19 protein-coding genes and 1 pseudogene are annotated in these 18953 nt (G+C 64.3%); 9 read left to right on the top strand and 11 right to left on the bottom strand.

The window, feature by feature from the left end; genetic code table 11:
* Positions 1 to 111: 111 nt before the first annotated feature.
* From AC5ZG1_RS02445 to AC5ZG1_RS02435, 3 genes are read right to left on the bottom strand one after another with little or no spacing between them, the layout of a single operon-like run.
* Complete coding sequence (locus tag AC5ZG1_RS02445; protein ID WP_496131878.1) at positions 112 to 1269, bottom strand: MFS transporter; 1158 nt, start codon at positions 1267 to 1269, stop codon at positions 112 to 114.
* A 10-nt stretch (positions 1270 to 1279) separates the two neighbouring features.
* A complete protein-coding gene (locus AC5ZG1_RS02440; protein ID WP_496131877.1) occupies positions 1280 to 2647 on the bottom strand; it encodes an NAD(P)-binding domain-containing protein in 1368 nt (455 codons plus the stop codon).
* 48 nt (positions 2648 to 2695) lie between these two features.
* Positions 2696 to 3013, bottom strand: coding sequence for an ArsR/SmtB family transcription factor (locus AC5ZG1_RS02435; protein WP_028162996.1), 318 nt, complete (start codon positions 3011 to 3013; stop codon positions 2696 to 2698).
* Positions 3014 to 3141: 128 nt separating this feature from the next.
* Here AC5ZG1_RS02435 and AC5ZG1_RS02430 point away from each other — a divergent pair, with 128 nt between their 5' ends.
* The 3 genes and pseudogenes from AC5ZG1_RS02430 to arsC all read left to right on the top strand — a co-directional run bounded on the left by AC5ZG1_RS02430 (position 3142) and on the right by arsC (position 4687).
* Positions 3142 to 3504, top strand: coding sequence for an ArsR/SmtB family transcription factor (locus AC5ZG1_RS02430; protein ID WP_130229447.1), 363 nt, complete (start codon positions 3142 to 3144; stop codon positions 3502 to 3504).
* Positions 3505 to 3585: 81 nt separating this feature from the next.
* Complete coding sequence (locus AC5ZG1_RS02425; RefSeq protein WP_496131876.1) at positions 3586 to 4287, top strand: aquaporin; 702 nt, start codon at positions 3586 to 3588, stop codon at positions 4285 to 4287.
* Positions 4284 to 4687: pseudogene (gene arsC / locus AC5ZG1_RS02420) on the top strand (arsenate reductase (glutaredoxin)). Before AC5ZG1_RS02425 ends, arsC begins: the two are co-directional and overlap by 4 nt.
* 80 nt (positions 4688 to 4767) lie before the next feature.
* On the opposite strand, the gene AC5ZG1_RS02415 reads toward arsC, so the two are convergent.
* The 6 genes from AC5ZG1_RS02415 to AC5ZG1_RS02390 all read right to left on the bottom strand — a co-directional run bounded on the left by AC5ZG1_RS02415 (position 4768) and on the right by AC5ZG1_RS02390 (position 9706).
* On the bottom strand, positions 4768 to 6198 hold the full coding sequence (locus AC5ZG1_RS02415; protein ID WP_130229444.1) for a homospermidine synthase: 1431 nt from the start codon (positions 6196 to 6198) through the stop codon (positions 4768 to 4770).
* 48 nt (positions 6199 to 6246) lie between these two features.
* A complete protein-coding gene (locus AC5ZG1_RS02410) occupies positions 6247 to 6636 on the bottom strand; it encodes a RidA family protein (RefSeq protein ID WP_456643259.1) in 390 nt (129 codons plus the stop codon).
* Positions 6637 to 6733: 97 nt separating this feature from the next.
* A complete protein-coding gene (locus tag AC5ZG1_RS02405; protein WP_208823941.1) occupies positions 6734 to 6904 on the bottom strand; it encodes a hypothetical protein in 171 nt (56 codons plus the stop codon).
* An 11-nt stretch (positions 6905 to 6915) separates the two neighbouring features.
* On the bottom strand, positions 6916 to 7506 hold the full coding sequence (locus AC5ZG1_RS02400; protein ID WP_496131875.1) for a GNAT family N-acetyltransferase: 591 nt from the start codon (positions 7504 to 7506) through the stop codon (positions 6916 to 6918).
* A 140-nt stretch (positions 7507 to 7646) separates the two neighbouring features.
* On the bottom strand, positions 7647 to 8789 hold the full coding sequence (locus tag AC5ZG1_RS02395) for a type III PLP-dependent enzyme (RefSeq protein WP_028162988.1): 1143 nt from the start codon (positions 8787 to 8789) through the stop codon (positions 7647 to 7649).
* Positions 8790 to 9445: 656 nt separating this feature from the next.
* The gene (locus AC5ZG1_RS02390; RefSeq protein WP_456643257.1) at positions 9446 to 9706 is read right to left on the bottom strand and encodes a hypothetical protein; all 261 of its coding nucleotides are present in this window, start codon (positions 9704 to 9706) and stop codon (positions 9446 to 9448) included.
* A gap of 129 nt (positions 9707 to 9835) precedes the next feature.
* Between AC5ZG1_RS02390 and AC5ZG1_RS02385 the strand changes: the two genes are divergently transcribed.
* The 3 genes from AC5ZG1_RS02385 to AC5ZG1_RS02375 are packed head-to-tail and all read left to right on the top strand — an operon-like array spanning position 9836 to position 13681.
* A complete protein-coding gene (locus tag AC5ZG1_RS02385) occupies positions 9836 to 11908 on the top strand; it encodes a M3 family metallopeptidase (protein ID WP_496131874.1) in 2073 nt (690 codons plus the stop codon).
* Between the two features lie 10 nt (positions 11909 to 11918).
* Positions 11919 to 12554 carry a DUF1007 family protein gene (locus tag AC5ZG1_RS02380; protein WP_130229438.1) on the top strand — a complete coding sequence of 212 codons (636 nt, stop codon included), beginning with the start codon at positions 11919 to 11921 and terminating at the stop codon, positions 12552 to 12554.
* A complete protein-coding gene (locus AC5ZG1_RS02375; protein WP_496131873.1) occupies positions 12551 to 13681 on the top strand; it encodes a nickel/cobalt transporter in 1131 nt (376 codons plus the stop codon). Before AC5ZG1_RS02380 ends, AC5ZG1_RS02375 begins: the two co-directional genes overlap by 4 nt.
* A 166-nt stretch (positions 13682 to 13847) precedes the next feature.
* Here the strand turns inward: AC5ZG1_RS02375 and AC5ZG1_RS02370 are convergent, their stop codons facing one another.
* Positions 13848 to 14246, bottom strand: coding sequence for an MAPEG family protein (locus AC5ZG1_RS02370; protein WP_456643253.1), 399 nt, complete (start codon positions 14244 to 14246; stop codon positions 13848 to 13850).
* Between the two features lie 87 nt (positions 14247 to 14333).
* Between AC5ZG1_RS02370 and hemH the strand changes: the two genes are divergently transcribed.
* The 3 genes from hemH (at position 14334) to AC5ZG1_RS02355 (ending at position 17137) form a co-directional block, all read left to right on the top strand.
* Positions 14334 to 15368: a ferrochelatase gene (gene hemH / locus AC5ZG1_RS02365; RefSeq protein WP_130229435.1), complete on the top strand. Its 1035-nt coding sequence runs from the start codon at positions 14334 to 14336 to the stop codon at positions 15366 to 15368.
* A gap of 273 nt (positions 15369 to 15641) precedes the next feature.
* Positions 15642 to 16640, top strand: coding sequence for an SPFH domain-containing protein (locus tag AC5ZG1_RS02360; RefSeq protein ID WP_496131872.1), 999 nt, complete (start codon positions 15642 to 15644; stop codon positions 16638 to 16640).
* 47 nt (positions 16641 to 16687) lie between these two features.
* On the top strand, positions 16688 to 17137 hold the full coding sequence (locus AC5ZG1_RS02355; protein ID WP_496131871.1) for an NfeD family protein: 450 nt from the start codon (positions 16688 to 16690) through the stop codon (positions 17135 to 17137).
* 740 nt (positions 17138 to 17877) lie between these two features.
* On the opposite strand, the gene AC5ZG1_RS02350 is transcribed toward AC5ZG1_RS02355, so the two are convergent.
* On the bottom strand, positions 17878 to 18891 hold the full coding sequence (locus AC5ZG1_RS02350) for a KpsF/GutQ family sugar-phosphate isomerase (protein ID WP_028162979.1): 1014 nt from the start codon (positions 18889 to 18891) through the stop codon (positions 17878 to 17880).
* Positions 18892 to 18953 lie beyond the last annotated feature (62 nt).

Below are 18953 nucleotides of genomic sequence, written 5' to 3'. Positions count from 1 at the left end.
CAACAGACCTGAACGAAACGAGAATTGTGTTACCTATGTCGTCGGTCTGAACTGTTACCTATGTCGCCGGTTGCTCACGACTGCGGTCACGCCGATTCGAACAAAAAATCATCACGCTTTGACCGCCGAAGATTGCGAGAGCGACAAGAGCGCTATCAGTGCCGAAAGACTCAATCCGGCCGATACGATCACGATCGATCGGCCCAGGGTATCTATGAGCAGTCCGAATCCAAGGGGCGCCAATGCTTGGCAAATGCGGGATGGTGCGCCGATCAATCCAAGTCGATAGGCGTAGTTCTCCGGTCCGAAAATCGCCAATGGGAGCGTTCCTCGTGCAATGGTCAGAATACCATTGCCGGCCCCATGTAGCAGAGCGAAGACGCCGGCAGCACCACCGCCGAAAATACCGATTACGCACGCTCCGATGGGATGAGTGATGCAGGCAAGCCGTGTTGAGACGAGCGGGTGGAAACGGTTAAGAAGGCTCGCTTCCATCACACGGGCTGCGACCTGCGCGGGTCCGATCATCATGCCGGCAAACACTGCCTGCGCTGGCGTCGCGCCGAATGCTTCGACGATCCGCGGCAGATGCGCCGCCATCGCCGATGTCACCGTCCAGGCGGCCGCGAACGCGAATGAGAGCAGAACCATGGTGCGGTCGATCGTAATATGCGGCTTCGCCACGGGTCCTTCTGAGCGGACCGGCTTTGCCGTGCTGGGCAGCGCGAGATTGAGGGGGAGACCGATCACTATGTGCGCGATCGCCCAGGCGTAGCAGGTTTCCCGCCAACCGATCGTCTCGAGCCCGAATGAACTCAGCGGCCAGCCGACCGTGCTGGCAAAGCCGGCAATCAGCGTGATGCCGGTGATCGAGGCGCGCGCGTCGCTGCCGTAGATACGCCCCAGCGCGCCGAACGCCGCGTCGTAGAGTCCGAGGCCCATGCCAATGCCCACCAGGAGCCAGGCCACCGACATCATCCACACCGAGGCCGATGCGCCGAGCAATGCGAGCCCGCCTGCAAAAACCACGTTCGAGATACAGAGGACCTGCCTCCCTCCGACGCGGTCGATCTGGCGGCCGACGCGTGGACCCAATAATCCGGAGATCACAAGCGAGGCCGAGAAGGCGGCGAAGAACCAGTTGGTCGAAATTCCGAGATCGTGGGCAATGGGGTCTGCCAGGATCGCCGGCAGATAGTAGCTCGATCCCCAGGCAAGCGTCTGGGCGGTCCCCAGCGCGGCAACCACCCGCAAGCGTTGTCCGTTCACGCCGGCGGCCCTAGCAGCCGCAGCCGGGCTTGCCGGCGACCTTCGCGATCGCATCGTCGGAGCAGCAGGCGTCGATGGCGGCGGGTGCCGGCCCTCCGCAGCAGCCGGATGCGACGATACCGCCCTCCACGCCGCCGCGTGTGCAGACGCCGGTTTCGGGGAGCTCGAGTTCGACGCGCTCGGCAGCTTCCTTGTCGCCGGCGATATCGGCCGCGATCGAGCGCACCTGTTCGTAGCCGGTGATCATGAGGAAGGTTGGCGCCCGGCCGTAGGATTTCATGCCGGCGAGGTAGAAGCCCGGATCGTCCTGCTGCAGTTCGCGCGCGCCATGCGGGCGCACGGTGCCGCAGGAGTGCTCGTTGGGATCGATCAGCGGTGCGAGCGCGACGGGCGCCTCGATCGCGGGATCGAGCCGAAGCCGAATCTCGCTGAGGAAGGAGAGGTCCGGACGGAAGCCGGTTGCGATGACCAGCTCGTCGGCGACGACGCTGCGTCCGCAGCAGGCTGACGACGTCGCGATCCGAAGCCGGCCGTCGCTCGGCGAGATCGCCGAGACGGAAAATTCGGCCTCAACCTGTACCTCACCTGATGCGACCAGCCATGCGAAGTGTGTGCCGAGTTCGCCGCGCGCAGCGAGCTTGTCGTTCGCGCCGCCCCCGAATGCCTTGGCCGGATCATTGCCCCGGAGCAGCCAGATCGGGCGGGTGCCCGGCACCTGACGGGCAAGCGTCGCCAGGTCGGTCAGGGTACCGATCGCCGAGTGTCCGGCGCCCAGCACGGCGACAATCTTGCCCGCGTAGCGCTCACGGTCTCTCCCGAGGACATCCGGCATGCCGTAGGCGATCCTCGCTTGTGCTTCGCGTTCGCCGATCGCCGGCAGGCCATTGGCGCCGGCGGGATTCGGCGAGGCCCACGTTCCGGAGGCGTCGATGACGGCCTCAGCGCGCAGGGTCTCGCGCCCTTTGCCGTTCTGGTAGCGTATCTCGAACGGAGCCGCCTCCCGGCCTCTTGTCCTCGCCTTGTCGAAGCCGACGCGGGAAACGGCGGTGACGCGGCTCGACGTGCGGATCACGTCCTTCAAGCGCGTGCGCGTCGCGAGTGGGACAAGGTACTGTGCCAAGAGCTCGCCCCCGGTCGGATACACCTGCGGGTCCGGCGAATTCCAGCCAGTTGGCGCGAGCAGCCGCGCGGCCGCCCGGTCGACGTTGTATTCCCACGGTGAAAAGAGCTGGACGTGTTGCCATTGACGGACCGCATGTCCCGCTTCTGGCCCGGACTCGAGCACGACGGGCGTCATGCCGCGCTCCAACACGTGCGCGGCTGCCGCCAGGCCGACGGGTCCGGCTCCTACGATCGCGACGGTCTTTGCTGCGCTCATTTTGCTTCTCCCAACCTTCTAGAATTACCGAATAATCGGACAAAAAAATCAGGCCGCCGTCTGAGCGTCTTTGCATTGGGTCTCGTCGATGCAGCATTCAGCAACGAGGAAATCCACCAAGCCCTGCATCGTGTCGTATTCGGCGTGGCAAGCCAGTGTCGTGCCCTCGCGTACCTGCGAGATCAGACCGACGGAGACCAGCGCCTTGATGTGGTGCGACAGTGTCGACGCCGGAATCTTGAGCCGCTCCTGCAGGCGCCCGACCGGCATGCCTGCGCGCCCTGCACGGACCAGCGCGCGATAGATTTTCAACCTGGTCGGGTTGCCCAGCGCTTCGAGGCGGGCTGCTGCTTCGTCGAGCTTCATGGTGACCCAAGATGAGCGCGACCCGTCTCCTTGTCAAACTATATTTCTAGAATATTCGAAATAAATCCGCCGATCCCGGTATGCTGAATTGGGTTGACTTGGCCATACATTTCCATAAATCTGGATATATGGAAACCGAAGAAGCGGTCTTGGCGCTCGCGGCCCTCTCGCAATCGACCCGCCTGGAGGCCTTCCGGACATTGGTCAGGCACGAGCCTGACGGCCTTGCGGCTGGCGATCTTGCCCGCATGCTGGAAGTGCCGCCGAACACGCTGTCGGCGCATCTGTCGATTTTGACCAGAGCGCGCCTCGTGACTTCCGAACGGCATAGTCGCTCGATCGTCTACCGCGCCAACCTGGGTGAGTTTCGCGATGTCGCTCTGTTCCTGCTTCGGGATTGCTGCGACGGACGACCGGAGGTCTGCGCGCCGGTCGTGAATAGCCTGCAATCGTGCTGTTCACCAAAACGAAAGGAGCGAACCCGTGGCTGACCATCTCTACAAGGTTCTGCTCCTCTGCACCGGCAACTCGGTGCGCTTGGGCGCGACGCATCCGACGCCAAGGGCCGGCTGATGGAGGCCTTCGACCTTTCACGGCGCCTTGTGGCCGAGGCGTTGGGTACCGGAATTCTCGTCGCCGCCGTGGTCGGGTCCGGGATCATGGCCGAGGCGCTGACCAAGGACGACGCTCTCGCGCTTCTCTGCAATACGTTGCCGACCGGCGCAATCCTGGTTGTGCTGATCAGCGTGCTCGGACCTATCTCCGGAGCGCACTTCAACCCGGCCGTAACACTTGTCTTCACCGGCAAACGCGAACTGCCGGCGAACGAGGCTGCACTGTATGTGATGGCGCAGATCGCAGGCGGTATCGCCGGAACGATGGCCGCGCATTTGATGTTCGCCCTACCGTTGATTGATTTCTCCACCAAAACGCGGACAGGTGGACCGCAATGGTTCGCGGAGGCCGTGGCAACTTTTGGCCTGATCACAACGATTCTGGCTGGCATCCGTTTTCAGCGCGCCGCCGTTCCCTGGCTGGTGGGCCTGTACATTACGGCCGCGTACTGGTTTACCGCCTCGACATCGTTCGCCAATCCGGCCGTGGCAATCGCGCGCTCGCTGACGAGCACATTTGCAGGCATTCGCCCGATCGATTTGCCTGGCTTCATACTTGCGGAACTGTGCGGAGCGTTCGCCGGCGTGCTGTTGATGACTTGGCTGCTCGGACGACCACAGGCGCGCGGCCCGGTCCCAATTGCGGAGACAACCAGATGAGCGTCACCATTTATCACAACCCGGATTGCGGCACGTCCCGCAACACGCTTGCCATGATCCGGCAGAGCGGCGTCGAGCCCACGATCGTCGAATATCTCAAGACGCCGCCGTCGCGCGAGAAGCTCAAGGAGCTGATCGCTGCGGTGGGTATCCCGGCGCGCGCCCTGCTGCGTGAGAAGGGCACGCCCTACAGGAACGTGGCCTCGATGATCCCAAATGGTCGGACGACGAATTGCTGGATTTCATGCTGGCGCATCCAATCCTGATCAACCGTCCCATCGTGGTCACGCCGAAGGGCGTGCGGCTTTGCCGGCCGTCCGAGGCGGTCATCGACCTCTTGGACAATCCGGTCGGACGTTTCGTGAAGGAGGATGGCGAGGTCGTTGAAGGCCGCAAATAAATTCCGGCCTCGCAAAAGCAGCCTCCGTCATTCCGGGCTCGCGCTTACGCGCGCCCGGAATGACGAGAGGAGCGCGCGCGTCAGCGCACCAGCACGTTCCGGAACTGCCAGGGATCGGATGTGTCGATGTCTTCGGCAAACAGGCCCGGCCTGTCGTTCAGCGGGGTCCAGTCGGTGTAGAAACCCTTCACCGGGCCGAGATACGGCCGCTGGATTTCCAGGCAGCGGTGAAAATCCAGCTCGTCGGCTTCGACGATGCCGGCTTCCGGATTTTCCAACGCCCAGACCATGCCGGCGAGCACTGCCGAGGACACCTGCATGCCGGTCGCATTCTGGTAGGGCGCGATCCGGCGGGTCTCCTCGATCGAGAGCTGCGAGCCGTACCAATAGGCGTTCTTGGCGTGGCCATAGAGCAGCACGCCGAGCTCGTCGATGCCGTCCTCGATCTCGTTCTCGTCGAGGATGTGCCATTTCGGCTGCATCCGCCCCGCAGCGCCGAACATCTCGTGCAGCGACAGCACGGCGTCGTTGGCCGGGTGGTAGGCGTAGTGGCAGGTCGGGCGATAGATCACCTTCTCGCCGTCGCGCACGGTGAAGTAATCCGCGATCGAGATCGACTCGTTATGGGTGACGAGGAAGCCGTATTGCGCGCCTGGAGTCGGGCACCAGGAGCGCACGCGGGTGTTGGCGCCCGGCTGCAGCAGATAGATCGCGGCCTGGCAGCCATGCGCGTGCGTGCGGCCGTTCTCCGGCATCCACTTCTCATGGGTGCCCCAGCCGAGCTCGGCCGGCTGCAGGCCCTCGGAGACGAAGCCCTCGACCGACCAGGTGTTGACGAAGACGTTCATCGGCTTCGGCTTCTTCGAGCGCTGGGTATCGCGCTCAGCGATATGGATGCCCTTGACGCCGAGCTTATGGGCGAGCTGGCCCCAGCCCTCGCGGCTCTTCGGCTCGTTGAATTCGACGCCGGTGTCGCGGGCGATGTCGAGCAGCGCCTGCTTGACGAACCAGGATACCATGCCGGGATTGGCGCCGCAGGTCGAGACCGCTGTGGTGCCGCCCGGGTTCTTGCGCTTGGCGGCCAGCAGCGTCTCGCGCAGTGCGTAGTTCGAGCGCCCTTCGGTGCCGATGTTCTTGTCGAAATAGAAGCCGGCCCACGGCTCGATGACGGTGTCGACATAGAGCGCGCCGATCTCGCGGCACAGCGTCATGATGTCGACCGAGGAGGTGTCGACCGAGAGATTGACGCAGAAGCCCTGGCCGCCGCCGGCGGTGAGCAGTGGCACCAGCAGTTCGCGGTAATTGTCGCGGGTGACGCCATCCTTGATGAAGCGCACGCCGTGCTTCTTGGCGAGCTCGCCGTCCTCATGCGGATCGATGATGACGAAGCGCGACTTGTCATAGTCGAAATGCCGCTCGATCAGAGGCAGCGTGCCTTTGCCGATCGAGCCGAAGCCGATCATGACAATGGGGCCGGAAATCTTGGCGTGGATCTGCGAGGAGGGGCTCATCTAATATCTCCAGGAGATTGGCTCGAGCGGGTGGACAGGTTTGGTGGTTCAGGCGGTACGTCGTTTCGCGGTGACTTCGATCTCGACCTTCATCTCGGGTTTCAAAAGTCCCGCGACGATCAAGAGTGTGGCGGCCGGGCGGATGTCGCCGAGAAACTCGCCGCAGACCGCGAAGTGGGCGTCCGCGTCCTTGGCATCCGTCAGGTAGTAGGTCGCGCGGACGATGTCGGCCAGCGCGAAGCCGCCTTCCTTCAGGGCGGCCTCGATGGTCTTGAAACAGTTCCGTGACTGGCTCGTGACATCTTCAGGCATTGTCATCGTCGTGTAGTCATAGCCGGTGGTTCCGGCGACGAAGGCGAAATCGCCGTCGATCACGGCGCGGCTGTAGCCGGCGGTCTTCTCGAAAGGCGAGCCGGTCGAAATCAGGCGTCGGGACATTCAGTACCTCCTATTCTCAGCGTTCCGGGACATACGGGTACTTGCGCGGGTTTACGGGATTTTCCCGCCCGCGCAACCTTTGGTTCCGGTTTTGCGATCAGCGGGAGTGCTGGGTCGTATCTGCTGCCGGAGCGGACGGCGAGCTCCAGCGGCGCACGAAGATGTCCCTGACGATCATGACCGAGATCAGGATCAGGACGATGGTGGTGATGATGCTGCGCAGAACTGGACGCGCGACGTCGCTGGTTGCGGGAAGGTTTTCGGCCATGATCGCAACCGTCACGCGGCCTGCGGCACGGCGCGCAATGCGCGTGCCTTGCGTTTGAGCAGCAATGCGCCGGTCGCGGTGACCATGCCGCTGGCGCCGTCGAGCGCGCCCTCGGCAAGTTCGAGGCCGAGCAGCCGGTCGCGCTCGAACGGGCCAGGCAGCACGAGTTCGCTCATCCTCTCCGGCGAGAAGCCGAAGCGGGCGTAATAGGGCGCATCGCCGAGCAGGATCACCGCGCCATGGCCGCGCGTCCGCGCGATCGAAATCGCGCGGTCCATCAGCGCGGCGCCGACACCGAGGCCGCGGCAGGTGGAATCCACCGCCAGCGGCCCCAGCATCAGCGCGGGGTTGCCCCCGGCGCTGACGTGCCACAACCGAACGGTAGCGACCAGCCGGCCGCTTGCGACCGCCGACAGCGCAAGGCCTTCGGCGGGCGCGCGTCCGTCGCGCAGGCGCTGGCAGGTGCGCTGATGGCGGTTCTCGCCAAAGCAGGCATCCAGCAGCATTTCACGCGCCTCGACGTCCGAGGAACGTTCCGCACGGATCGCGAACGGAGCGGCGCTCGGGGTGAGGGCAACGGTGGTCTTCCGCAAAGCAGTCATGGCACGTCAGTCCCCGCTTCCAGCGGCGGGGCACACCGGTGAAAGCGTCGTTCGAAAATTCGAAAATGTCGGGGAGGGAGCCGGCAGGCCGGCTCCCTGTTTTCTTCTCCCTCTCCCGCAAGCGCGAGAGGTAAGAGACGTCAGATGTGGTAGGTCCTCAGCGGCGGGATGCCGTTGAAAGCCACCGACGAGTAGGTCGACGTATAGGCGCCGGTGCCCTCGATCAGTAGCTTGTCGCCGATCTCGAGCGTCACCGGAAGCGGATACGGCAGCTTCTCGTACAGCACATCGGCCGAGTCGCAGGTCGGGCCAGCAAGCACGCACGGCGTCATATCCGCGCCGTCATGCGGCGTGCGGATCGCGTAGCGGATCGACTCATCCATCGTCTCGGCGAGACCGCCGAACTTGCCGATGTCGAGATAGACCCAGCGCACCTCGTCCTCGTCGCTCTTCCTGGAGATCAGAACGACTTCGGTCTCGATGATGCCGGCATTGCCGACCATGCCGCGGCCCGGTTCGATGATCGTCTCCGGGATCTGGTTGCCGAAATGCTTGCGCAGCGCGCGGAAGATCGACCGGCCGTACTGCACCACCGGCGGCACGTCCTTCAGGTACTTGGTCGGGAAGCCGCCGCCCATGTTGACCATGGACAGGTTGATCCCGCGCTCGGCGCAGTCACGGAATACGGTCGAGGCCATCGCCAGCGCCCGATCCCACGCCTTCACCTTGCGCTGCTGCGAGCCGACATGGAAGGAGATGCCGACAGGCTCCAGGCCGAGGCGCTTGGCGAGGTCGAGCACGTCGACCGCCATCTCCGGGTCGCAGCCGAACTTGCGCGACAGCGGCCATTCGGCGCCGGCGCAGTCATAGAGGATGCGGCAGAACACCTTGGCGCCGGGGGCGGCACGGGCGACCTTTTCGACCTCGGCGGCGCAGTCGACCGCGAACAGGCGAATGCCGAGCGCGAAGGCGCGCGCGATGTCGCGCTCCTTCTTGATCGTGTTGCCATAGGAGATGCGGTCCGGCGTCGCGCCAGCGGCCAGCGCCATCTCGATCTCGGCGACTGTCGCGGTGTCGAAGCAGGAGCCGAGCGAGGCGAGCAGCGACAGCACTTCCGGCGCCGGGTTGGCCTTCACCGCGTAGAACACGCGGCTGTCCGGCAACGCCTTCGCGAAGCTCTGGTAGTTGTCGCGCACGACTTCGAGGTCGACGACGAGGCACGGCTCGGTGTCGAGGCCCTCGCTGCGGCGGTGACGCAGGAATTCCTGGATGCGCTCGGTCATGGCACTCTCCCAACGACCCCAGCGACGGGGCCGCATTCAAAAACGTGACGTCGGATAAGAGTGCCTTGGCCGAATTGCGCGATGGAGGCGCAACGAAGCCAAAAAACTCAAACCAGACTGTGCTGCCGTGGATTGGTTGGGAGATTTCCCGCCCGCTCACCTGGCAATGAAGGACAAGCCTTTTCAGTAGCCCGCGCCGGCGTTGGAATGCCGGTAGAGACCAAAAAAGCCCGCTCCGTCGTTGCTTTAAGTCGCGTCCCCCGTTGAGAGCGGGGTGCGCCGGTTCGCCTCCGGCTGCCAGTCACGGTTGCAAGAGATGGAGAGACCTTCATCGGCATCCCTTGAGAGAGATGCTGGCCGCTTCAGAGGCGACCCTCGGTTCTTCATCCCTTGGCGGCTGTCCGGCCTCTTGTCCGGATACCTACCGACTGACACACGACCACAGGCACGTGCGAAATTGGGCAAGGCTGGAAATAAGTGTTTTGACTTAGCTGCGCAAGAATTTTTTTGGGCTGCGCGCAGATTTCCCTAACGCGAGCTTGCGATTGTTTGTCGCTGCACGTGCGCACCACGTCGAATATAAATGGACGTTAAGAGAAGCTAGCAGTCGGCTGCGCGTTTGGAGCCTTCTGCCACAGTGTTTTCGCAGTCGCGCCTCACGCGCGCCGCGTGAACGGCTCGATGCGCTGCGCCGCGCGGATGAATGCGATCATCACGAGGACGCCGAGCGCGAACAGCACCGCTTGCAGGATGTGCGCGGCGGTGTCTTCGAGCCCGAACAGGATCGCGAGTGCCCAGCCGCCGGCGAAGGCACCGCCGAACACTTCCGCGCCGATCAGGATCGCCGCGCTGATCACGGTGATCACGCTCGGCCAGACGATCTGGCGGTTGCCGGTGGAGGAGGGCTGTTGGCTCATGGAAGAAGGTCCTTTTTGAGGGGCGCAATGTCCCCGAAATGGGCCCTGCGATCAAGCGCAAAAGGCCCAAAATTGCCGCACGGTGTGGTATAGTTTGCCGCAATATCTTGGACAAAAATAGGATTTCGCATGTCGGCAAGTTCGCAAGGTTTGGCCAACCCGCTGCTGCAGGGCTGGCAGACGCCGTTCGAGACGCCGCCCTTCGACGAGATCAAGCCCGAGCATTTCCTGCCCGCCTTCGAGCAGGCCTTTGCCGATCACTCCGCCGAGATCGGCGCGATCGTCCATGATCCGGCGGCACCGGACTTCGACAACACCATCACCGCGCTGGAGCGTTCCGGCAAGCTGCTCTCCAAGGTCTCGGCGGTGTTCTATGACCTGGTGTCGGCGCACTCCAATCCGGCGATCCTGGAGATCGACAAGGAAGTCTCCTTGCGGATGGCGCGGCACTGGAACCCGATCATGATGAACGCCGTGCTGTTCGGCCGCATCGCGCTCTTGCACCAGAACCGCGCCTCGCTCGGCCTGAGCGGCGAACAGCTCAGGCTGCTGGAGCGCACCTATACGCGCTTCCGCCGCGCCGGCGCCGGCCTCGACGACGCCGCCAAGGCGCGGATGGCCGAGATCAACGAGCGGCTCGCCCATCTCGGCACCAGCTTCAGCCACCATCTGCTCGGCGACGAACAGGACTGGTTCATGGAGCTCGCCGAGGACGACCGCGCCGGGCTGTCGGACAGCTTTGTCGCCGCCGCCAAGGCCGCGGCGGAAGAGCGCGGGATGGCCGGCAAGGCGATCGTGACGCTGTCGCGCTCCTCGGTCGAGCCGTTCCTGAAAACCTCCGATCGCCGCGACCTGCGCGAAAAGGTCTTCAAGGCCTTCACCGCGCGTGGCGACAATGGCAACGCCCACGACAACAACGCGACCATCGTCGAGATCCTGGCGCTGCGCGAGGAAGCCGCCAAGATCATGGGCTTCTCGAACTACGCCTCCTACCGGCTCGAGGATTCCATGGCGAAAACGCCGGACGCCGTGCGCGGCCTCTTGGAGCGGGTCTGGAAGCCGGCGAGGGCGCGGGCGCTCGCCGACCGCGACGCGATGCAGGCGCTGATCGCGGAGGAGGGCGGCAATTTTGCGCTGGCAGCCTGGGATTGGCGTTACTACGCCGAGAAGCTCCGGCAGATCAGCGCCAATTTCGATGACGCCGCGATCAAGCCCTATCTTGTGCTCGACCACATGATCGAGGCCGCCTTCGACTGCGCCACCCGCCTGTTCGGCGTCACCTTCGAGGAGCGCAAGGATATCCCGGCCTGGCACCCCGACGTCCGGGTCTGGGAAGTCAGGGATCGCGACGGCAAGCACAAGGCGCTGTTCTACGGCGACTATTACGCCCGCCCCTCGAAGCGCTCCGGTGCCTGGATGACCTCGCTGCGCGATCAGCAGCAGCTCGACGGCGCGGTTGCCCCGCTCGTCATCAATGTCTGCAATTTCGCCAAGGGCGCGGGCGGCGAGCCCGCGCTGCTGTCGCCGGACGATGCCCGCACTTTGTTCCACGAATTCGGCCACGGCCTGCACGGCATGCTGTCCAACGTCACCTATCCCTCGCTGTCGGGCACCTCCGTGTTCACCGATTTCGTCGAGCTGCCGTCGCAGCTTTACGAGCACTGGCAGGAGCGGCCGGAGGTGCTGCAGCGCTTCGCAAGGCACTATGAGACCGGCGAGCCGCTGCCGGACGATCTCCTGCAGCGCTTCCTCGCCGCGCGGAAGTTCAACCAGGGTTTTGCCACCGTGGAGTTCGTATCCTCGGCGCTGATCGACCTCGAATTCCACACCCAGCCGGCCGAAGCCAGCCGCGACGTCAGGGCCTTCGAGAAGCAGGAGCTCGAGAAGATCGGCATGCCCGCCGAGATCGCGCTGCGGCACCGGCCGACCCAGTTCGGCCACATCTTCTCCGGCGACCATTACGCCGCCGGCTATTACAGCTACATGTGGTCGGAGGTGATGGACGCGGACGCCTTCGGCGCCTTCGAGGAGGCCGGCGACATCTTCGATCCCGCGACCGCAAAGCGCCTGCTCGACGACATCTATTCGTCGGGCGGCTCGCGCGATCCGGAAGAGGCCTATGTCGCCTTCCGCGGCCGCGAGCCGGAGCCGGATGCGCTGCTCCGCCGGCGCGGGCTGCTCGAGACTGCCGAGGCCGCCTGAAGTGAGGCGCATGTCCCGCAATTGGCTCGGCCTCCTGGCCGCCGGCGCCGTGATGCTCGGCGCGGCCGCCGCACAAGCCCATCCGCATGTCTGGATCACCGCCAGGAGCGAGGTGATCTATGCGCCTGACGGCACCATCACCGGTGTCCGCCACGCCTGGACCTTCGACGACATGTTCTCGACCTATGCGCTGCAGGGCATAGAGGCCAAGACCAAGGGCGCCTTCACCCGCGAGGAGCTGGCGCCGCTCGCCCAGACCAATGTCGAGTCGCTGAAGGAATACGCCTACTTCACCTTCGCCAAGGCCGACGGCAAGAAGCAGAAATTCACCGAGCCGGTCGATTATTTCCTCGAATACAACAACACGGAATTGACGCTGCACTTCACGCTGCCGGCGAAGACGCCGTTCAAGACCAGGCAGCTTTCGCTCGAAGTGTTCGACCCCGCCTTCTTCATCGACTTCAAATATGCCGACAAGGACCCCGCCAAGCTGGTCGGCGCACCGGCCGACTGCAAGCTGCAATTCCAGCGGCCGAATGACGGCACCGCGAGCGCGCAGCAGCTCGGGGAGCAGAACTTCCTGAGCGGCGAAAGCTCCAACTTCGGCGCGATGTTCGCCAACAAGATCGTGGTGGAGTGTCCATGAAGCAGGGATCATCCGTCGCGCGTAGCCTGGCGATTGTCGCCGTGGCGCTCGCAGTCTTTGCGCTGGCCGATGCCGCGATGCATGCGCTGTCAGCGCAAAACCCCTTCGGCGCCCCGCGGCGGGCGGCCGAGCCGCAGGTCGGCGGTATCATCGGCTGGCTGCTCGCCAAGCAGGGGGAATTCTACCGCGAGATTTCCGCGTCCATCCGTGCTGCCAAGACCGATGGCTATGCAGTCTGGACGTTGCTTGGCGTCTCCTTCGCCTATGGGATCTTCCATGCTGCAGGCCCCGGCCACGGCAAGGCGGTGATCTCTTCTTATCTCGTCGCCAACCGGGAAACCGCCTCGCGCGGCATCGCGCTGTCGTTTGCCTCGGCCCTGCTGCAGGCCGTGGTGGCCGTGGTGTTCGTCGTCATCGGCGCCTGGCTGCTCAACGCCACCGCGAAAACCTCGTGCGGCGCGGAAAAAGCGATCGAGATCGCCAGCTATGCCCTGATTGCCGCCTTTGGTGCGCGGCTGGTCTGGAGCAAGGGCGGCGGCTTCTTCCGCGCGCTGCAGGCGAATGTGCCGCAGCCGGCCATCGCAGGTGTCCCGCATCACCACCACGATGACGGTCATCACCATCACCGCGATCATCACCATGACCACGACCACGATCATCACCACGATCATGGGCACGAGCACGGGCATGGCGCCGGGCACCAGCACGCCCACGCTCATGTCCATGACGAGCATTGCGGCCATTCGCACGGTCCCGAGCCGAGCGAGCTCGCCGGCCCCGGCGGTTGGCGCCGCGGCTTGAGCGCGATCGTGACCGTCGGTCTCCGGCCCTGCTCGGGTGCGATCCTGGTGCTGGGATTCTCGCTGGCGCAGGGCCTGTTCTGGGCCGGCATCGCCGCGACCTTCGTGATGGGCCTCGGCACCGCGATCACGGTCGCGACGATCGCGATCCTCGCCGTCTCCGCCCGCGGTCTGGCGCAACGCGTCAGCGCCGGCCGCGACGGCAGCGGCATGCTCTTCATGCGCGGCATCGAGTTCGGCGCCGCCGGTCTGGTGCTGCTGTTCGGGCTGGGATTGCTGTTCGGCTACCTCGCCACCGAGCCGCCGACCTGCGCGTACTTTATGTGACGGCGCCGCGGAGCGGCCTTTGAAGTTACCTCTCCCCGCTCTTCGCGGGGAGAGGTCGGCGCATTGCGCCGGGTGAGGGGCTGTTTCCGCAAACACAACTTCCAGCTTTTTCGCGGAGGCAGCCCCTCACCCCAACCCTCTCCGTAAGAACGGGGAGAGGGAGAACTCAGACCGTCAGATATCGCTTTATCATCGGCAGGAAGAAGATCGCGACATTGATCGTAAAACCGATGGTCCAGAGGATCGAGCGCAAGGTCGGGCGGTTGCCGAGATAGGTGAAGACGTAGGCGATCCGCACGATCAGGAACAGCACCGCGAGCTCATCGATCAGCCGTAACGGTCCCACGCGGAATTCGGCGAGCAGCACGGCGAAGGCGAAGAACGGAAACGCCTCGATCCCGTTCTGGTGGGCGCCGAGCGCGCGGGCCCGGATCGGGTCGTCGTAGAAGGCGGGATCGCGCGGGTTGGAATTGTCGAAACGGCCGCTCGCAGTCCACTTGGCGGCTGCGAGCGTCAACAAATACAGCATCAACGTTCCGAACACGCACCATTCGGCAACCGTCATGGTTCCTCCCCCGCATTGCGGAGGGGAGCCTAGCTAACGGTGCGTTGTCTTGACAAGAATGGGGCAACGCGCGAAGCCACGGCCGTCATGACCGTGGCCGTCCCAGTCCGAAACACGACGCCGGCAGCGCAAGCCCAGCCGGATCGCATCGGCGTGCTGCTGGTCAATCTCGGCACGCCCGACACCGCCGACGCCCCGGGCGTGCGGGTCTATTTGAGGGAATTCCTCTCCGACCCGCGCGTGATCGAGGATCAGGGGCTGCTGTGGAAGCTGATCCTCAACGGCATCATCCTGCGCACGCGGCCGCGCACCAAGGCTCTCGACTACCGGAAGATCTGGAATACCGAGAAGGACGAGTCGCCGCTGAAGACGATCACGCGCTCGCAGGCCGAGAAGCTAGCGGCGGCGATCGGGGAAGATCATGTCGTGGTCGATTGGGCGATGCGCTACGGCAATCCCTCGATCCGGGCGGGGATCGAGGCGCTGACGGCGCAGGGCTGTAACCGGTTGTTGGTGGTGCCGCTCTATCCGCAATATTCCGCCGCGACATCGGCGACCGTCTGCGACGAGGCGTTCCGGGTGCTCTCCAGCTTGCGTGCGCAGCCGACCTTGCGGGTGTCCTCGCCATACTATGACGATCCTGTCTATATCGACGCGCTCTCGGTTTCGATCAACGCGCACCTGGCGACGCTGCCGTTCGAGCCGGAATTGATCCTGGCGTCCTTCCACGGCATGCCGCAGAAATATGTCGATCAGGGTGATCCCTATTTCGCCCAGTGCGTCGCCACGACGGAATGCCTGCGCAAGCGCCTCGGGCTCGATGCCTCCAGGCTGATGCTGACCTTCCAGTCGCGCTTCGGCAACGATGTCTGGCTGCAGCCCTATACCGACAAGACCGTCGAAAAGCTCGCCAAGGACGGCGTGCGACGAATTGCCGTCGTCACGCCCGGTTTCTCCGCCGACTGTCTGGAGACGCTGGAAGAGATCGCGCAGGAGAACGCGCACATCTTCAAGCAAAATGGCGGCGAGCAGTTTGCGGCGATTCCCTGCCTGAACGACAGCGAGCCCGGCATGGACGTGATCCGCCAACTCGTGCTGCGCGAACTGCAAGGGTGGATCTAACGTCGGCCCGTAGCCCGGGTGGAGCGCCAGCGCAACCCGGGGCCAGTCGCAAACGCAGATGCAGATGTCCCGGGTTACGCGTTCGCTCCACCCGGGCTACTGAACGAGCATCCGCGTGACGGCCCACACATCATTTACGTTCGCAGGCTATATCTGGCAGCCTCGCAAACCGCTCCTTAACTATGTGTCAACCAACAGCCGGCTGAACCGGCGTTGCGGTTTTGCAGACCAAATGCAGGGCCGCGCCGGCTTTCGCCGGTCTTGGAGGACTTTATGAGTGGTTTCGACATTTTCGCCATCGCCCTTGTTCTGCTTGTCATCGTCACGCTGTTCGCCGGGGTCAAGACCGTTCCGCAGGGCTATGGCTGGACCATCGAGCGCTTCGGCAAATACACGCGCACGTTGCTCCCTGGCCTCAATCTCATCGTGCCCTATTTCGACCGCATCGGGCGCAAGATGAATATGATGGAGCAGGTGATCGACATCCCCGAGCAGGAGGTGATCACCAAGGACAATGCCACCGTCACCGTTGATGGCGTTGCCTTCTTCCAGGTGTTCGACGCCGCGAAGGCGAGCTACGAAGTCGCCAATTTGCACCAGGCGATCACGGTGCTGACCATGACCAACATCCGCTCGGTGATGGGTTCGATGGACCTCGACCAGGTGCTGTCGCATCGCGATGAGATCAACGAGCGGCTGCTCCGCGTCGTCGACGCCGCGGTCTCGCCCTGGGGCGTCAAGGTCAATCGCATCGAGATCAAGGACATCGTGCCGCCGGCGGATCTCGTGGAGGCGATGGGCCGGCAGATGAAGGCCGAGCGCGTCAAGCGCGCCGACATCCTGCAGGCGGAAGGCCAGCGGCAATCGGAGATTTTGCGCGCCGAGGGTGCCAAGCAGGGACAGATCCTGCAGGCCGAAGGTCGCCGCGAAGCCGCCTTCCGCGACGCCGAAGCGCGCGAGCGACTGGCGGAGGCTGAGGCGAAGGCAACGCAGATGGTGTCCGAAGCGATCGCGAGGGGCGACGTTGCCGCACTGAACTACTTCATCGCCGACAAGTACATCAAGGCGTTCGGGCAGTTGGCGGAAGCGCCGAACCAGAAAATCGTGATGCTGCCGATCGAGGCATCGAGCGTGCTCGGCTCGCTTGCCGGCATCGGCGAGATCGCGCGCGCCACCTTCGGCGAAAGCACAGCTTCAGCAGCCGCCGCCGCGCGCCGCTCCTCGGTGCCGCCGGTCGGCCCGACGCCGCCGCCAATCGCGCCGGAGCGGTGAGGGCGCGGGCGTGCTAGCATTGCGTCTGCGGAATTAGAGGTCGTGTCATGACCGAGATGTTTTCGACACTGGGTACCTGGAACTGGCTGATCTTCGGCTTCATCCTGATGGCGCTGGAATTGGCGGCGCCCGGCGTGTTCCTGTTCTGGCTCGGGCTATCAGCGCTCATGGTCGGACTGGTGTCGTTCGTCATCAATCCGCTTTGGCAGACGCAGTTCCTCATGTTCGCCGCGTTCGCGGTCGCCGCCGTGCCGGCATGGCGGCACTTCGCCAAGAGCGGGACCTCGGCGAGCGCGAGCAGCCCGTTCCTCAACCGGCGCACCGAAGCCCTGATCGGCCGCGAGTTCACGCTGGAGAAGCCGATCATCGACGGCTCAGGCGCGGTGCGGATCGATGACACGATCTGGCGCGTCGCCGGCCCCGACGCGCCCGCCGGCAGCCGCGTCAAGGTTGTCAGCGCCGACGGCGCCAGTTTGACGGTGGCGGCGGCGCAGTGATGCAGGGCGGATTGGCTTTTCCCCCCGCGCGAACAGCGTAATCCGTCATTCCTTCGCCGCAAAATCCCACTGTCATTCCGGGCGCGCGAAGCGCGAGCCCGCAATCCATTCGTCCACTTGCGCAAGCGGAAAAATGGATTCTCTGATGTGCAATTGCGCATCATAGCTCGATGCTATCGCATCGCCCCGGAATGACAGCCGCCGTCATTGCGAGCCAGCGGGTCGCGCGAACGCGCGCCCGATGACAGGCTCCGCGAAGCAATCCATCTCTCCGCCTGCCGCGCTATGGATTGCTTCGCTGCGTTCGCAATGACGATTTGGTTACTTTGCGTGCGACATAACAACCCGACGAGGCTGGGCAAGTATTCGCCGCGGGCGCGTCCTCGTAGAACGTCCTTTCTTTGCGCGACGCGCATGGCAATGAGGATGGAATTTTCTACGTGCAATCGCCCGCAACGGCGAATGCATTTCTGCGCCGTTCAAGGCTGATTGAATACTTGCCCAGCCTCGGCGGGCAAATCACCAAAAGTCTGTCCAGCCCTCGCGCGAAAAACATTCCGCTTTCGTCGTCGGGCAAATCAGTGATGTAACTCCGCGCGTCTCACCCCTGAGGAGACCGCATAGCGGTCGTCTCGAAGGGGAGGCCACCGGCGGGGCCTCATGGTTCTCAAGGCGATGCGAGGCATCGTCCGGAGACGCGCGTTCCGCGCTCCTCACCATGAGGGTCTAGCGCGGCGAGCTTACGCCACGCCCGCGCGCAGGAAGTCGTGGAAATGCACGATGCCGACCGGCTTGCCGGCGTCGACGACGATCAGCGCGGTGACCTTCGACGAATTCAGCAATTCCAGCGCCTCGCCGGCCAGCGTGTCGCGGCCGATGGTTTTCGGATTCTTGGTCATGACGTCGTCGACGACGGCGGTCATCAGGTCGGAGCGCATATGGCGGCGGAGGTCGCCGTCGGTGACGATGCCGACGAGATGGCTGCGGCGGTCGACGATGCCGACACAGCCAAAACCCTTCGAGGTCATCTCGACCAGCGCGTCCGACATCCTGGTGCCGAGCGGCTTCAGCGGCACAGCCTCGCCGGCATGCATGAGGTCGCGGGTATATTTCAGCATCGCCCCCAGCTTGCCGCCGGGATGCAGCACGCTGAAATCGGTTGAGGTGAAGCCGCGGCCTTCCAGCAGCGCAATCGCCAGCGCATCGCCGAGCGCGAGCATCATCAGCGAGGAGGTGGTCGGCGCCAGATTATGCGGGCAGGCCTCGCGCGCCTTCGGCAGCGTCAGCGCGATATCGGCGGCCTTGCTCAGGCTCGAACCCTTTTCCGCTGTTATCGCGATCACGGGAATGCCGAAGCGCGCGGCGTAAGAGATCAGGTTCTTCATCTCCGGCTGCTCGCCGGACCATGACAGCGCCAGGATGACGTCGTCGGCGGTGATCATGCCGAGATCGCCATGGCTCGCTTCGGCGGCATGGACGAAGAACGCCGGCGTGCCGGTGGAGGCAAAGGTCGCCGCAACCTTGCGGCCGATGTGACCTGATTTGCCGAGCCCGGTGACGATCAGCCGTCCCTTGGCGTTGCGGATCATCTCCGCCGCCGCGGCAAAGGGCGCCCCGAGGTCGGAGCGGAGCGCGGCGTCGATGGCGGCGACACCGCTGGCTTCAGCCTCCAGCGTCCGCAGCGCCGATTGTACGGCGGCGTCAGCGGGCTCGGTGTCCGACGATTTCGGCATCAGCGGTTTGGGCTTGGCCATATCTCTTTACCAGAGGGTCTGTTTCCAGGGAGGAGGGGCGGTGCGCCCAGAGCCGTCTCCCT

This window comes from Bradyrhizobium sp. Leo78 (genome assembly GCF_059512425.1).
The sequence above is the reverse complement of the archived record's forward strand: the minus strand, read 5'-3'. Positions and strand labels throughout refer to the sequence as shown.

Bases quoted from the DNA above. Each gene is read 5' to 3' on its own strand.
- hemH (WP_130229435.1), top strand. From the start codon at position 14,334: ATGACCGTGGCCGTCCCAGTCCGAAACACGACGCCGGCAGCGCAAGCC.
- AC5ZG1_RS02410 (WP_456643259.1), bottom strand. From the start codon at position 6,636: ATGTCCCGACGCCTGATTTCGACCGGCTCGCCTTTCGAGAAGACCGCC.
- AC5ZG1_RS02415 (WP_130229444.1), bottom strand. From the start codon at position 6,198: ATGAGCCCCTCCTCGCAGATCCACGCCAAGATTTCCGGCCCCATTGTC.
- AC5ZG1_RS02440 (WP_496131877.1), bottom strand. From the start codon at position 2,647: ATGAGCGCAGCAAAGACCGTCGCGATCGTAGGAGCCGGACCCGTCGGC.
- AC5ZG1_RS02355 (WP_496131871.1), top strand. From the start codon at position 16,688: ATGACCGAGATGTTTTCGACACTGGGTACCTGGAACTGGCTGATCTTC.
- AC5ZG1_RS02385 (WP_496131874.1), top strand. From the start codon at position 9,836: ATGTCGGCAAGTTCGCAAGGTTTGGCCAACCCGCTGCTGCAGGGCTGG.
- AC5ZG1_RS02375 (WP_496131873.1), top strand. From the start codon at position 12,551: ATGAAGCAGGGATCATCCGTCGCGCGTAGCCTGGCGATTGTCGCCGTG.
- AC5ZG1_RS02395 (WP_028162988.1), bottom strand. From the start codon at position 8,789: ATGACCGAGCGCATCCAGGAATTCCTGCGTCACCGCCGCAGCGAGGGC.
- AC5ZG1_RS02390 (WP_456643257.1), bottom strand. From the start codon at position 9,706: ATGAGCCAACAGCCCTCCTCCACCGGCAACCGCCAGATCGTCTGGCCG.
- AC5ZG1_RS02400 (WP_496131875.1), bottom strand. From the start codon at position 7,506: ATGACTGCTTTGCGGAAGACCACCGTTGCCCTCACCCCGAGCGCCGCT.
- AC5ZG1_RS02380 (WP_130229438.1), top strand. From the start codon at position 11,919: ATGTCCCGCAATTGGCTCGGCCTCCTGGCCGCCGGCGCCGTGATGCTC.
- AC5ZG1_RS02350 (WP_028162979.1), bottom strand. From the start codon at position 18,891: ATGGCCAAGCCCAAACCGCTGATGCCGAAATCGTCGGACACCGAGCCC.
- AC5ZG1_RS02430 (WP_130229447.1), top strand. From the start codon at position 3,142: ATGGAAACCGAAGAAGCGGTCTTGGCGCTCGCGGCCCTCTCGCAATCG.
- AC5ZG1_RS02435 (WP_028162996.1), bottom strand. From the start codon at position 3,013: ATGAAGCTCGACGAAGCAGCAGCCCGCCTCGAAGCGCTGGGCAACCCG.
- AC5ZG1_RS02370 (WP_456643253.1), bottom strand. From the start codon at position 14,246: ATGACGGTTGCCGAATGGTGCGTGTTCGGAACGTTGATGCTGTATTTG.
- AC5ZG1_RS02405 (WP_208823941.1), bottom strand. From the start codon at position 6,904: ATGGCCGAAAACCTTCCCGCAACCAGCGACGTCGCGCGTCCAGTTCTG.
- AC5ZG1_RS02360 (WP_496131872.1), top strand. From the start codon at position 15,642: ATGAGTGGTTTCGACATTTTCGCCATCGCCCTTGTTCTGCTTGTCATC.
- AC5ZG1_RS02425 (WP_496131876.1), top strand. From the start codon at position 3,586: ATGGAGGCCTTCGACCTTTCACGGCGCCTTGTGGCCGAGGCGTTGGGT.